Origin of the sequence: Catellatospora methionotrophica, assembly GCF_011297335.1 — a bacterium.
Taxonomy (GTDB): Bacteria; Actinomycetota; Actinomycetes; order Mycobacteriales; family Micromonosporaceae; genus Catellatospora; species Catellatospora methionotrophica.
The window spans coordinates 478826-491759 of sequence record NZ_JAAOTJ010000002.1 but is presented as its reverse complement, the minus strand read 5'-3'; the positions used below and the strand labels follow the sequence as shown (position 1 = coordinate 491759).

The 12934-nt window shown below is 72.7% G+C and carries 14 protein-coding genes; 10 read left to right on the top strand and 4 right to left on the bottom strand.

The genetic code is table 11. From position 1 onward, the window contains the following. Nucleotides 1-7 precede the first annotated feature (7 nt). The gene (locus HAV40_RS09480) at nt 8-1042 is read left to right on the top strand and encodes an LLM class flavin-dependent oxidoreductase (protein ID WP_166380494.1); all 1035 of its coding nucleotides are present in this window, start codon (nt 8-10) and stop codon (nt 1040-1042) included. A gap of 39 nt (nt 1043-1081) precedes the next feature. Then, nucleotides 1082-1417 carry a hypothetical protein gene (locus HAV40_RS09475; RefSeq protein ID WP_166380493.1) on the top strand — a complete coding sequence of 112 codons (336 nt, stop codon included), beginning with the start codon at nt 1082-1084 and terminating at the stop codon, nt 1415-1417. A gap of 73 nt (nt 1418-1490) precedes the next feature. Here HAV40_RS09475 and HAV40_RS09470 read toward each other — a convergent pair whose 3' ends face one another. Next, nucleotides 1491-2138 carry an SIMPL domain-containing protein gene (locus tag HAV40_RS09470; protein WP_203670873.1) on the bottom strand — a complete coding sequence of 216 codons (648 nt, stop codon included), beginning with the start codon at nt 2136-2138 and terminating at the stop codon, nt 1491-1493. A 69-nt stretch (nt 2139-2207) separates the two neighbouring features. Beyond that, complete coding sequence (locus HAV40_RS09465; RefSeq protein WP_203670982.1) at nt 2208-3089, bottom strand: LysR family transcriptional regulator ArgP; 882 nt, start codon at nt 3087-3089, stop codon at nt 2208-2210. A 76-nt stretch (nt 3090-3165) separates the two neighbouring features. On the opposite strand from HAV40_RS09465, the gene HAV40_RS09460 reads away from it, so the two are divergent. From HAV40_RS09460 to HAV40_RS09430, 7 genes are all read left to right on the top strand, one after another. Continuing rightward, nucleotides 3166-3762 (top strand): LysE/ArgO family amino acid transporter, encoded by a 597-nt coding sequence (locus tag HAV40_RS09460; protein ID WP_166380491.1) that lies wholly within the window; start codon nt 3166-3168, stop codon nt 3760-3762. A gap of 191 nt (nt 3763-3953) precedes the next feature. Beyond that, nucleotides 3954-5477 (top strand): catalase, encoded by a 1524-nt coding sequence (locus tag HAV40_RS09455; RefSeq protein ID WP_166380490.1) that lies wholly within the window; start codon nt 3954-3956, stop codon nt 5475-5477. A 64-nt stretch (nt 5478-5541) separates the two neighbouring features. Next, on the top strand, nt 5542-5880 hold the full coding sequence (locus tag HAV40_RS09450; protein WP_166380489.1) for a PEP-utilizing enzyme: 339 nt from the start codon (nt 5542-5544) through the stop codon (nt 5878-5880). Continuing rightward, nucleotides 5880-6476 (top strand): hypothetical protein, encoded by a 597-nt coding sequence (locus HAV40_RS09445; RefSeq protein ID WP_166380488.1) that lies wholly within the window; start codon nt 5880-5882, stop codon nt 6474-6476. Before HAV40_RS09450 ends, HAV40_RS09445 begins: the two co-directional genes overlap by 1 nt. Nucleotides 6477-6512: 36 nt before the next feature. Next, complete coding sequence (locus tag HAV40_RS09440) at nt 6513-7247, top strand: SGNH/GDSL hydrolase family protein (RefSeq protein WP_203670874.1); 735 nt, start codon at nt 6513-6515, stop codon at nt 7245-7247. Nucleotides 7248-7377: 130 nt separating this feature from the next. After that, a complete protein-coding gene (locus HAV40_RS09435) occupies nt 7378-7707 on the top strand; it encodes an STAS domain-containing protein (protein WP_166380487.1) in 330 nt (109 codons plus the stop codon). Further along, the gene (locus tag HAV40_RS09430) at nt 7697-8101 is read left to right on the top strand and encodes an ATP-binding protein (RefSeq protein ID WP_166380486.1); all 405 of its coding nucleotides are present in this window, start codon (nt 7697-7699) and stop codon (nt 8099-8101) included. The genes HAV40_RS09435 and HAV40_RS09430 overlap by 11 nt, the downstream gene beginning before the upstream one ends. A gap of 9 nt (nt 8102-8110) precedes the next feature. On the opposite strand, the gene HAV40_RS09425 is transcribed toward HAV40_RS09430, so the two are convergent. Both HAV40_RS09425 and HAV40_RS09420 read right to left on the bottom strand, forming a co-directional pair. Beyond that, nucleotides 8111-9652 (bottom strand): PP2C family protein-serine/threonine phosphatase, encoded by a 1542-nt coding sequence (locus HAV40_RS09425; protein WP_239085679.1) that lies wholly within the window; start codon nt 9650-9652, stop codon nt 8111-8113. An 84-nt stretch (nt 9653-9736) separates the two neighbouring features. After that, nucleotides 9737-10957 carry a GGDEF domain-containing protein gene (locus tag HAV40_RS09420; protein WP_166380485.1) on the bottom strand — a complete coding sequence of 407 codons (1221 nt, stop codon included), beginning with the start codon at nt 10955-10957 and terminating at the stop codon, nt 9737-9739. Nucleotides 10958-11445: 488 nt separating this feature from the next. Here HAV40_RS09420 and HAV40_RS09415 point away from each other — a divergent pair, with 488 nt between their 5' ends. Further along, on the top strand, nt 11446-12855 hold the full coding sequence (locus HAV40_RS09415) for a hypothetical protein (RefSeq protein ID WP_166380484.1): 1410 nt from the start codon (nt 11446-11448) through the stop codon (nt 12853-12855). The last annotated feature ends 79 nt before the right edge of the window (nt 12856-12934 follow it).

Below are 12934 nucleotides of genomic sequence, written 5' to 3'. Positions count from 1 at the left end.
GGCCGGCATGTCCGCACCGCTGGAGTTCGCGCTCGACACGTTCGGTGACGTCACCGTCGGCGACACCGGGAGCACGGTGCCGTACGCGCAGGTGATCCGCAACGTCGTCGAGCAGGCCGTGCTGGCCGACCGCCTGGGCGTGGACGCCTTCGGCATCGGCGAGCACCACCGGGAGGACTTCGCCGTCACCGCGCCCGAGATCGTGCTCGCCGCGATCGCGTCGCGCACCGAGCGGATCAGGCTCGGCACGGCCGTGACGGTGCTCAGCTCCGACGACCCGGTGCGGGTCTTCGAGCGGTTCGCGACCCTGGACGCGGTCTCGCACGGCCGCGCCGAGATCATCCTGGGGCGGGGTTCGTTCACCGAGTCGTTCCCGCTGTTCGGCTACGACCTGGCGCAGTACAGCGAGCTGTTCGAGGAGAAGCTGGACCTGCTGGCGCAGCTGCTCGGCGAGGGGCCGGTCACCTGGCAGGGCAACCTGCGGGCGGGGCTCAAGGACCAGCACGTGTACCCGAAGACCGAGTCGGGGCGCATCCGCACCTGGATCGGCGTCGGCGGCAGCCCGGAGTCGGTGGTGCGCGCGGCGGCGTACCAGATGCCGCTCATGCTCGCGATCATCGGCGGGCGGCCGGAGCGCTTCGCGCCCTACGTCGACCTGTATCACCGCGCGCTGGTGCAGGTGGAGGCCGACCGGCTGCCCGTCGGCGTGCACTCGCCCGGCCACCTGGCCGACACCGACGCGCTGGCCCGCGAGCAGCTGTGGCCGCACTACCGCAAGATGATCGACCGGATCGGCCGCGAGCGGGGCTGGCCGCCCACCAACCGTGCCCGGTTCGAGGCCGAGGCCGACGAGGGCTCCCTGTACGTCGGCTCGCCCGAGACCGTCGCCCAGAAGATCGCCGCCACGGTACGCACGCTCGGGGTGAACCGGTTCGAGCTGAAGTACAGCGCCGGGACCCTGCCCCACGACCACCTGATGACCTCGATCGGCCTGTACGGCGAGCAGGTCGTCCCCCGCGTACGCGAACTGCTCGCCGCCTGACAGGTCGTCGTGCTTGACCGGGCGGACCACACTCGGCGGATGGGCGTCGACGTCGTGGCGATGGTGGACCTGCTGGGTGAGGTGCGGGGGTGGCTGGCCCGGCCGGACAGCGACTACTCCTGGTCGTCCTTCCTCGACGCCGACGCCGCGCTCACCGAGATCGACGAGCTGACAGCCCGGGTGCGGGCTGACGGCCGGGTGCCGTTCGGGCTGTCGGTGCTGTTCGCCCCGACCGGCCCGATCCAGGAGGTGGCGCTGTCCAGCGGGTGGGGCGACGAGTTCCTGGCCCTGGCCGACCGCTTCGACGCCGCCTGCGCGACAGGCGAGTCCGACCTGACTCACGGATGTCACGAACCGCCGCATGCGGTGTCTTGAGGACCCCGCTCACTCTGCGCTGAGACGGGCCGGTCCGAGGCCCGTGCGACAGCCGGGCACCCGGACCAGGCGGTCACTGCGTGATCGCGAACCCCAGGATCACGGCGGCCGACACCACCACGTGACCGGGTGCCAGGGACTCGTCGGCGGCGTCCGGTGCGGACCCGTGGCCCTTGTAACGCTCGGTGCCCGACCCCTCGGGGTCGACGTCCTCCAGGTGCAGGAGGTCGCCGACCCGGACACCGGCCGCCGACGCGTACAGCTCCGCCTTCGCCCGCGCCGCCTCGACGGCCCGCTGCCTGGCCTCATCGCGCAGTTGCTTCTTGCCGGTCACGTCGAACTCCACCGCGTCGATCTCCGACGCCCCCGCGCCGACCAGATCGATCAGCAGCGCCTGGACCGAGTCGAGGTTCGCCGACGTCACCGTGAACGCGGCCCGGCACTGGTAGCCCATGAAGCGTTTCTTTCCGCTGTTCCAGTCCCAATCGCTCTTCAGGTCCAGCCGGGAGCCGTCCACGGCGGAGTCGGGCACGCCGTGCCCGCGCAGCACCTCCCGGACCGCGTGAACGTCCGCGTTGACCAGGGTGAAGGCTGCCTGCGGGTCCTTCTCCACCCGGACGACGCGCAGTTTGACGCGCACCAGGTCCGGTGCTTTCTTGACGCTAGCCGCGCCGTACGCGCTGATGCCCCACGGCTGTTTGATCATCTGCTTGTCCTGCAAGGCTTCTCCCGACCGTCCACAGTGCCGAAGCGCTCCAGCATAGGGTCGCCCGGCGGCGTTTGCCGACCGTCAGCGCAGGGTGGCCGCCGCGACCGTCCGCACAGCCTCGGTGAGCGCGGTGAGGGCCTGCGCGTCGAACCGCCAGTGCTGCCAGTACAGCGGAACGGTCAACCGGCTGCCGGGTGACAGCTCCCGGTAGCGGCCCGCGGCCAGGTCCGCGTCGGCGACCAGGTCAGGCACCATCCCCCAGCCCAAACCGAGGCGGATGGCCTCCTCGAACGCGGTCACCGAGGGCACGTAGTGGCTCGGCGGGTCCAGTTCCCGGCGGGTAAGGGTACGCAGGAAGCGGTGCTGCAGCCGGTCCTTGCGGTTCACCACCAGCATCGGCGCGTCCGCGAGCGCCCGCGGGGTGACCCCGTCGGCGAACCAGGTGGCGAACATGGCCGGTGCGGCGACGGCCCGGTAGCCCATCGCGCCGAGCCGCTGCGAGCGACAGCCCTGCACGGGCACGTTCTGCGCGGTGACGGCGGCCATGACGGTGCCGCTGCGCAGCAGGTCGGCGGTGTGCTCCTGGTCGTCCTGGTGGATGTCGAACAGCAGCCGCAGCTCCGGCGGTACGGCGGCGAGCGCCGGCATGAACCAGGTGGCCAGCGAGTCGGCGTTGACGACGACGGCGGCCCTGGTCCAGGTGCCCGCGCCCGAGCCCCGGGCGGTGTCGAGGGCTTCGCGTTCGAGCAGCGCGATCTGTCCGGCCAGGCGCAGCAGCGGCGCACCGGCCTCGGTGGCCTGGCACGGTCTGGCCCGGCGGACCAGGACCTGCCCGGCGGCCTGCTCGAGCGCCTTGATGCGCTGGCTGACCGCGGACGGCGTCACGTTGAGCACGCGGGCGGCCGCGTCAAAGCTGCCTTCGCGTACGACCGCGGCGAAGGTCTCCAGTTGCGCCGAATCCAGGCTCACCTAAGCGATGCTAATGGTCGTTCAGAAACATTAGCTGGAGTGGTGACCGATCCCGCCGTAGCGTCCAGACATGATCACCTCCGTGCTCGCCGGTTTCACCTCCTCCCTGGTCCTGATCGTGGCCATCGGCAGCCAGAATGCGTTCGTGCTGCGCCAGGGGCTGCGCCGCGAGCACGTGCTGCCGGTGGTCGTGACGTGTGCGGCCGCCGACGCGCTGCTGATCGCGGCGGGGGTGGGCGGGCTCGGCTCGCTGGTCGCCGACCGCCCCGGCCTGCTGGCGGCGATCAGGTGGGGCGGGGCCGCGTTCCTGCTCGGCTACGCCGTGCTGGCGGCGCGCCGCGCGCTGCGGCCCGGCCGCCTCGACCCGCGAGCCGGGGCGGCCTCGCCGCTGCGGGCCACCCTGCTGACCTGCCTGGCGTTCACGTTCCTCAACCCGCACGTGTATCTCGACACGGTGCTGCTGCTCGGCGGGCTCGCGGTACGCGACCCCAGCCGGTGGCTGTTCGCCGCGGGCGCCGCGCTGGCCAGCGCGGTCTGGTTCGCCGCGCTCGGCGCGGGGGCGCGCCGCCTCGCGCCCGCGCTGGCGCGGCCGGTGACGTGGCGGGTGCTCGACGGGATCATCGCGGTGACCATGGTGGCGATCGCGGTCGGGCTGCTGATCGGCTGAGGCGCTGTGGGAGAACCCCTGTGGGCGGCTGCGATCTCCGCCGAGCAGCCGCGAGTGTGCATCATCTCGGGCAAAATGGGTAGACGAGGGCTAAGCATTCCCGGTGAGACCGCGCGCCCGGGGCCGGTGCGGCGACCGGGCACGATCTCGCGTACGGCACAGCGCGCGTGCACGAGGAAAGGACAGTCTCGATGACCGCACAGGACCGCCCACCCACGACGACGGACGCCGGTATCCCCGTCGCCAGCGACGAGCACTCGCTGACCGTCGGCCCGGACGGCCCCCTGCTGCTGCAGGACCACTACCTGCTGGAGCAGATGGCCAACTTCAACCGCGAGCGCATCCCGGAGCGGCAGCCGCACGCCAAGGGCGGCGGGGCGTTCGGGACGTTCGAGGTCACCCAGGACCACCGTGCCCACACCCGGGCCGCGGTGTTCTCCCCGGGTGCGAAGACCGAGGTGCTGATCCGGTTCTCCACGGTCGCGGGCGAGCGCGGCAGCCCCGACACCTGGCGCGACCCGCGCGGGTTCGCGGTCAAGTTCTACACCGGTGAGGGCAACCTCGACATCGTCGGCAACAACACGCCGGTCTTCTTCATCCGCGACCCGCTCAAGTTCCAGCACTTCATCCGCTCGCAGAAGCGCCGCGCGGACAACAACCTGCGCGACCACGACATGCAGTGGGACTTCTGGACGCTGTCGCCGGAGTCGGCGCACCAGGTCACCTGGCTGATGGGCGACCGCGGCATCCCGCGCAGCTGGCGGCACATGAACGGGTACGGCAGCCACACCTACATGTGGATCAACGCGCAGGGTGAGCGGTTCTGGGTCAAGTACCACTTCAAGACCGACCAGGGCATCGAGTTCTTCACCCAGGACGAGGGCGACCAGATGGCGTCCGCGGACACCGACTACCACCAGCGCGACCTGTACGAGCACATCGCCGCCGGGCAGTTCCCGAGCTGGACCCTGCACGTGCAGATCATGCCGTTCGCCGACGCGAAGACCTACCGGTTCAACCCGTTCGACCTGACGAAGGTGTGGCCGCACGGCGACTACCCGCTGCACGAGGTCGGCCGGATGACGTTGAACCGCAACGTGTCCGACTACCACACCGAGATCGAGCAGGCCGCGTTCGAGCCGAACAACCTGGTCGCCGGGACCGGGCTGTCGCCGGACAAGATGCTGCTGGCCCGCGGGTTCAGCTACTCCGACGCGCACCGGGCCAGGCTCGGGGTCAACTACCGGCAGATCCCGGTGAACGCGCCCAAGTCGCCGGTGCACAGCTACTCCAAGGACGGCGCGATGCGGATGGTCAACGTGACCGATCCGGTGTACGCGCCGAACTCCTACGGCGGCCCGCAGGCGCAGCCGGGGCTGACCGACGACGGCGGGCTCTGGCACTCCGACGGCGAGATGGTCCGTGCCGCGTACACGCTGCGCCCGGACGACGACGACTGGGGACAGGCCGGCACGATGGTCCGCGAGGTGCTCGACGACGACGCCCGGCAGCGGCTGGTCGACAACATCGTCGGCCACCTGCTCAACGGGGTGAGCGAACCGGTGCTGGAGCGGGCTTTCCAGTACTGGCACAACGTCGACAAGAACCTCGGTGACCGCATCGAGGCCGGGGTGCGCGCCAAGCAGGGCGAGAAGGATCCGAAGGCGGCCAAGCAGGCCAATCCGGCCCGTACGAGCATGCAGCAGAAGGCCTGACAGCGGCCTTTGACAAACCGGACGGCGAGGGCGATGCTGGCCGCGTGATGGGATCAACACGCGTATGACCAGCGTCGCCCCGCTCGTTTCAGGGGTGCCCAGCAGTCCCGGCCAGGCCCGCGGCCCGGTCCGGCTGGTGCGCACCGTCGACGACTTCGCCCGGATGCGGCCCGGCGACGTGCTCGTGTGCCGCACCACCGACCCGGCCTGGACGCCCCTGTTCCGGCTCGCCGCCGCGGTCGTCACCGAGACCGGTGGCCTGCTCAGCCACGCGTCGATCGTCGCCCGCGAGTACCGCATACCGGCCGTCGTCGGCGCCACCGGCGCGCTGTCGCTGCTCGGCGACGGGACGACGGTCATCGTCGACGGCACCCTCGGCACCGTCACCGGGCAGACCCGCTGATGCCCCACACCTCCCCCACCGCCCTGCTGGTGCTGCACGCCGTGCGACTGAAAGGGTTCGCCGACACCGACGCGGTCGCCGCCCGCTTCGACCTGGACGCCGCGCAGACCGGCGAGGACCTGCTCGACGCCGAGGCGTACGGCCAGATCAGCCGGTCGTCGTTCGCGGGCCTGGCCGGCTGGTCGCTCACCGAGGCGGGCCGCCGCCACAACGAGAACCTGCTGCGTGCCGAACTCGACCAGACCGGCAGCCGCGACGCCGTCGCCGCCGCGCACGACGACTTCCTGCCGCTCAACGCGCAGGCCACGCAGGCGTTCACGGCATGGCAGCTCGCGTCGATGGACACCGCCTCCCCGGCGGCGACCGGTGACACCACCGGACGGCTCGCCGCACTGGCCGACCGGCTCGCGCCGCTCGAACTGCGGCTGACCGGGCGGCTGAGCCGGTTCGGCGGCTACCACGGCCGGTTCGCCGGGGCGCTGACCCGCGCCGCCGCCGACCCCGCCTGGATCACCGGCATGGAGGTCGACTCGTGCCACCGGATCTGGTTCGAGCTCCACGAGGACCTCGTGGCCACCCTGAACATCACGCGTTAGCCGACCGGCGCTGCCCCGCTGCTAGCATCGCGCGGCATGGGCCAGATCACCGTACGTGCCAGCCGACCCCTCGCGTACGCGCTGGCACCGGTGCTGATCACGCAGGGTGTCCGGGTCCGCCGCCGGACTCCCGTGCTGCCGGAGGCGGCCGGTGAACGGCACGGCCGGGAAGGTTCGGCAGACGGCGGCGCGCTGGCCGTGCTGGTGCTCGGCGAGTCGACGGCCGCCGGGGTCGGCGTGGCCGCACAGGCCGACGGGCTCGCCCCGGCGCTCGCCGTACGCCTGGCCGGGCAGACCGCCCGCCCGGTGAGCTGGCGGGTCGCGGCGCGGACCGGGTCCAACGCCCGGCAGGTGCTGACCGGTCTGCTGCCGCAGGTGGCCGGCGAGTCCTTCGACGTCGTGGTCGTCGCGCTCGGCGTCAACGACGTGCTGGAGATGCGGTCCGCGCGGGCCTGGCAGCGCGACGTCGCCGCGCTCGTCGGCGCGCTGCGCGACCGGCTGCGCCCCGGCGGCCGGATCGTCCTGGCCGGGGTGCCCGACCTCGCCGGGTTCCCGTCACTGCCGCAGCCGACCCGGGCGGTGCTCGCCCTGCACGCCCGCCACCTCGACCGCCGCCTCGCCCTGGTCGCCGCGGCCGCACCCGCGACGATCCACGTCCCGTCGCCGCGGATCGACAGCGCCGACCTGTACGCCGCCGACGGCTTCCACCCCAGCGGGGCGGGCTACCGGATGTGGGCCGATCACCTGCTGGCTGCCGCCACGCCCGGCTGACCACATGCGATGGACGGCGGCGGCGCGTCCGGAACACGTCTGCCCGACCCGCGGGCGCGGATGTGCGTTCCCCGGGGCGAGGTGCAAGGATGTCGGGACCGGGCGCTGCGGCTAGGTGGGTGGTGATGTGGTGTCGTTCCGTTTCAGCACGGAGCCGCGATCAGACCGCGTCGTGCTGCGCCTGTTCGGCGACTGCGACCTGTCCTGCCTGCTGGAACTGCAGGATGCGATCATGTCCGCGCTCGCGGAGCACCACGCCGTGCAGATCGATCTCAGCGCCGTCGGGTTCCTCGACTCCAGCGGCATCCACGCCATGGTGACCGGATACCGCCACGCCGAGCAGCAGGGCCGCGCACTGTACGTCACGGGAGCCACCGGCATTGTCTCGCACGTGCTGACGCTGACCGGCGTCGCCGACCTGCTGGCCCCACCATCGTCGGGACACGGCCATGAGCACTGAACGCCCCGCCTACGCCACCGAGCCGCACCGCGTCGCCTACCGGGAGGCCGGTGACCTGGGCACGCTGCGCACCTACGTCACGTCCTACGCCGAGGAGGCGGGCCTGCCCGCGTCCCGCTCCGGGCTGCTGGCGCTGGCCGTCAGCGAACTGGCCACCAACACGCTGATGTACACCGCCGGGGGCGGCACGATGGTGCTGTGGGCGGAGCCCGGTGAGATCGTCTGCGAGCTGCACGACCAGGGCCCGGTCGCCAGCAGGCCATCGCCCGTACTGATGCCCGCGGCGGACGCCCCCAGCGGACGCGGACTGGCGATCGTGGACCAGGTATGCGACGAGGTCCGCACCTACCGCACCGAGCAGTCGACGGTGGTCCAGGTGCGGATGCGCCTCTGAGCCGCCCGGTCAGCGGCGGACGCGGGCGGCCAGGACGCAGGTGTCGTCGTGCGGGTTCGGCCGCGGCAGCAGGGTGGCCAGCGGGCGGTCGGCGTCGCCGCTGAGCTCGGCCAGCGCCAGCGTCACCGCGTCCAGGGTCTGCTGCTCGTCGCCTTCGCGTCGCTCGGTCAGGCCGTCGGTGTACAGCAGCAGCACGTCCTGCGGCCGCAGCACCACCCGTCCCGGCGGGTAGTCGGCCCGCGCGGAGGCGCCCAGCAGCAGCCCGTCCAGCCAGGGCAGCGGCTGCGCGGTCCCGGCACTGCCGAGCAGCGGCAGCGGGTGCCCGGCCCGCGCCCAGACCAGCGAGCCGTCGGCGGGGTCGTACACGGCGATGACGGCCGTGGCGGTGGTATTGAGCTGCAGGCACAGCGTGTTCATGTGACGCAGCAGCTGTGCCGGGTCGCCGATGCCGACCGACGTCCACGCGGTGAGCGAGTAGCGCAGGTGGGCCATGGCGGTGGCCGCGGGCAGGCCGTGGCCGACGACGTCGCCGACGGCCAGCAGCACCTGACCGGTGGGCAGGGTGAGGGCGTGATACCAGTCGCCGCCGACGCGTACGGAGTTCTCCGCCGGCAGGTAGCGCACCAGCGCCTGCACGCAGCCCAGCTCGACGACGTCCTCGGGGACCGGCTGGATGATCTGCTGCAGCCGCCCGGCGAGCCGGTGCTCGGCCACCATCGTCAGCTCCTGGGTGTGCAACTGCTCCTGGAGCCGGTCCATCGCGGTACGGGTGGTCTCGCGCGCGGTCACGTCCTGCACGACGCCGTACACCTTCACCGGGTGCCCGGCCGGGTCGCGCGCGGTGTCGGCGACCAGCCGCAGGTGCTTGACCTGGTCGCCGACGCGCACGCGCAGGGTCAGGTCGGAGATCGTGCCGCTGTCGAGGATCTGCCAGGTGGTCTCGCGCAGCGGCTGGTCCTCCTCGATGACCATCTCGGCCTGCGCCCGGCGGCTGAGCGGTCCGAGCGCCGGGTCGCGTTCGAAGATCTGGTACATGCCCGGTGACCAGGTCGTCTCACCGGTGGTGAGGTCGGTCTCGCCCCAGCCGAGGCTGCCCAGCGTCTCGGTCTGTGCCAGGCGGCGCAGGTCCTCGTCCAGGCGCTGCCAGTACACCAGCAGCCCGCCGCAGGCCCGGTGCACGGTGATGTCGAACAGCGACGACGCGACGATGCCGAGCTGTTCGGTGGTGTACCGGAAGTCCGGCAGCCGGCCGGGCGTGCCGTCGGCGAGCACCTGGTGGTACAGCTGCCACAGCGGCTGCCCGACCAGCGTCGGATACAGCTCGGCCATGGTGCGGCCGACCCGCTCCTGGCCGCTGCGGCCTGCGACGTCGTCGGCGCGGGTGCCGACCGCGGCGATCCGGAAGTCGGCCACCGTGCCGTCGGCGGCGGTCACCGGCAGCAGCCAGGTGCAGCTGGCGGGAAGCCCGGACAGCAGTTCACGCACGAACGGCGTCGCCGCTTCACCGGTGGGCAGGCCCGCGGGCCCGGGCGCTGCGCCTGACTCGACCACGCCGCCTCCTCCGCCGCGACCCGGCGGCCGTCGCCGGGCTCCCCGAGCGTAGCGGTGACCGGACTGCTGTGGCGATGCCGCCGCCTACAGACCGGGCCGGTCGCCCGGCGGGGCCTGCACCTGATCGCGGCCGGCCCGTTTGGCGGCGTAGAGGGCGTCGTCGGCGCGCTGCACGAGCAGCTCCGCGTCCTGGCCGTCCTCGGGGAAGCACACGACGCCCAGGCTCGCGGTGATCGTGACGGTGCGGTCGCGGTGGATGATCGTCTCCTTGGCCAGCGCCGCCCGCAGCCGCTCGGCGATGCCCATCGCCGCGGCCCGGCCCGTGTCGGGCAGCAGCACGGCGAACTCCTCCCCGCCGGGCCGCCCGGCCACGTCCGACGACCTCAGCTCCCGGCGCAGCACCTCGCCGACCCGGCGCAGCACCTCGTCACCGGCGAGGTGGCCGTACTCGTCGTTGACGGCCTTGAAACGGTCCAGGTCGATGATGATCAGCCCGAGGGGGGTGCGGTCGCGCCTGGCGCGCTGCAGCTCGCGCGTCAGGCTGGTGCGCATGAAGCGCCGGTTCGGCAGCCCGGTCAGCGCGTCGAGGGTGGCCAGGTCGGTCAGTTCGGCCCGGCGCTCGGCTATCCGGTCGGCCATCTGGTTGAACGCCGCGGCCAGCTGCCGCAGCTCGCCGCGCGAGGTCACCGTGGCGCGCGCGGCGTAGTCGCCCCCGGCGAGCTGTTCGGCGGTGTCGGTCAGGTGCCGGATGTCGCGGATCAGGCCGCGGGACAGCAGGTACGCCAGGCACACCGATACGGCCATGCCGGCCACGCCCGCGACGAGCGTCGACCGCCGGATGGGCTCGCTGGCGGTGAGCAGTTGCCGGTGCAGGTCGGTGTAGTCGAGCAGCAGCGCCCCGACGATGCTCTGGTCCGGGGCGCGGATCGGCACCACGGCCAGCTTCACGGCCTCGCCCGCCACGTCCGCGCCGACGTCGATGGTGCGGACCTCGCCGTCGCGCAGGGTCGCCGCGATCCGCCCTTCCTGGTCGGCCACCAGCCTGCGCGCCACCTCGCCGGGCATCGTGTACGCGACGACGTCGCGTCTGAGGTCCAGGATCTCGACATCGCCGCCGATGTGGCGGCGCAGCTCGTCGAGCTGCTGCTGCAACCGCGGCCGGTCCAGGGCGCGGCCCTCGCCGACCTCGGTCCCGATCTCGTGGGAGATCACCCCGGCCAGGCGCCGCGCCTGGATCTCGGCGTCGCGGGTCACGGCCGTGCGCTGGTGCCGTTCGGCCACCAGCCCGATCAGCGGCAACAGCACCGCGACCAGTACCGACGCCAGCGCCAGACGCGCGCCGACCCGGGCAAAGCGGCTGGTGCCGGCCCCGCTGGAGGGCGGCGGCGGCTGCAGGAGTGCGATGAGACGTCGTCGGAAACCCATCATCGGCCGGGGTGGTTCGGGACGGCCCCGGCAGGCCTTTCTCCCGGTGGTCGGCGTGGCAGGCGCACACGCTGGACACGCGCCCGATGGCGCACAACGTCCACCCTAGCCTCGCGCCGAACCGCCCGCCCCCGTAGCCGCAGGTCCGAGGGCCTGACCGGGCCACCCCGACACCAGCAGCCACGGCGGCACCATCCGCACCAGTCCAGGCCGTCGGCCGCGCACATTGTCGAAAAGGTTTTCGTCCGGCATCGTGTCAGCCGTCGGTGCCCCGGCGGCGACCCGCGGGTCGCCGCGACCACCGCCGAGGCCTGCCGCTCCACGCGGGCGATCGGGTCCGCTCCCCACGATCCCTTGAGGACTGCCGTATGACCGCCAGCCATGAGCCGCCACGGGGACACCGGGCCCGGCCCGGAAACCGCCGGCGGCTCCTGATCGCCGCCGCCCTGGCCGTGGCGGCCGTGACCGCCGTCGGCGCGGTGGTGTGGGTGTCCACTCCCGACGACGCCGCCGACGCGCACGGCACGGCCGGGACAGGTTCGCCGGCAGTCGGGCCGGTGGCCACCGCGACGCCCACCGCCGCCACACCGACACCGACGCCGTCTCCGTCGGCGACGGGCTGCGCGCGAGCCGCCTCGCCCCGGCCCGTCGTGAGGGTGACCGAGGTCAAGGTCGGCTCGCGGGTGACCGGATACGGCCGCGAGGGCGACACCGAGCCGCTGCCGATGGCCGTCGCGGCCCGGCCCGACGGGACTTCGTGGCTGGCCTGGACCGGCACGGACAGCCGCATCCACCTGGCGCGGCTGGGCTGCGACGACCGGATGACCGGCAAGGCCGTCAGCGTCGCCGGCATCGATCTGCAGGACGTGCAGGCCGACGCGGGCGGGGTCGTCGTGCTGCTGACGCGGCGCGGCTCCTGCGGCAGCGGGCCGCTGTGCGGCGGCTCGTCGAGCCCCTGCAACACCATGCACCTGGTCCGGTTCGACAACGGCGGCAGGCAGGTGTGGGAGCGTCAGGTCACGAACCTGGGCGGCGGGCGGGCGGGCTACGACCCGGGGGCGCGGTTCGTGTGGTGGTACCAGCACCACGGGCGGCTGGCCACGGACGGCACGAACTGGGCGGCGTACTTCGGAGTGGCGATCACGGTCAAGAACGGGGCCTGTGTCGACATCCACGAGGGTGACCGGATGCAGGTCGTCAGCGGCGGCGGCGCGCTGGTCGGCGGGCACCGCGACAGCTTCGAGGTCGGCTGCAGCCACAGCTGGACCACGCGGATCGTGTGGGATCCGCGGACCAGCCGGTTCGTCACGGTGTGCGCGACGGACAACGGGTGCCGCATCGCGCGGCCGAACCCGTACCGGACGGTGGCCAAGGGGACCTGCGACGGCACCCTGTTCGGCGGTGACCTGGTGCTGGCCCGGACCAAGGGGTACTGGACGGCGTGGAGCCAGGGCGGGCAGGTGCGGCTGGAGCACTTCACTACCGGGGCGTCGGACGACACCGTGCGGACCGCCGCGCGAGGGGCGCATCCGCACCTGGTCGGGTACGGGACCGGGCACATGCTGCTGGCGTGGGAGGACGGCTCGGCGCTGGCCGCACAGGTGTACGACACGACCGGCGGCAAGACCGTCGGCGACCGGTTCACCATCGGCGTCCGGGACCACGGCTACCAGGCCTTCAAGGCGTACGCGGACGGCAGCGCGGCCTATCCGGCGGCCGGCGCGGGCAACACCTCGATCCGCGTCGCCCGGGTGATGCCGCTCGCCACGGCGGGGTGATGCCCGACACGTTCGAGCACTCACGGTAGAGGTCCAACTACTTTCAGTGAAAAAATCTTGGCCCGCCTCTGGACGATCG

Bases quoted from the DNA above. Each gene is read 5' to 3' on its own strand.
- HAV40_RS09480 (WP_166380494.1), top strand. From the start codon at position 8: ATGTCCGCACCGCTGGAGTTCGCGCTCGACACGTTCGGTGACGTCACC.
- HAV40_RS09475 (WP_166380493.1), top strand. From the start codon at position 1,082: ATGGGCGTCGACGTCGTGGCGATGGTGGACCTGCTGGGTGAGGTGCGG.
- HAV40_RS09460 (WP_166380491.1), top strand. From the start codon at position 3,166: ATGATCACCTCCGTGCTCGCCGGTTTCACCTCCTCCCTGGTCCTGATC.
- HAV40_RS09455 (WP_166380490.1), top strand. From the start codon at position 3,954: ATGACCGCACAGGACCGCCCACCCACGACGACGGACGCCGGTATCCCC.
- HAV40_RS09450 (WP_166380489.1), top strand. From the start codon at position 5,542: ATGACCAGCGTCGCCCCGCTCGTTTCAGGGGTGCCCAGCAGTCCCGGC.
- HAV40_RS09445 (WP_166380488.1), top strand. From the start codon at position 5,880: ATGCCCCACACCTCCCCCACCGCCCTGCTGGTGCTGCACGCCGTGCGA.
- HAV40_RS09440 (WP_203670874.1), top strand. From the start codon at position 6,513: ATGGGCCAGATCACCGTACGTGCCAGCCGACCCCTCGCGTACGCGCTG.
- HAV40_RS09430 (WP_166380486.1), top strand. From the start codon at position 7,697: ATGAGCACTGAACGCCCCGCCTACGCCACCGAGCCGCACCGCGTCGCC.
- HAV40_RS09415 (WP_166380484.1), top strand. From the start codon at position 11,446: ATGACCGCCAGCCATGAGCCGCCACGGGGACACCGGGCCCGGCCCGGA.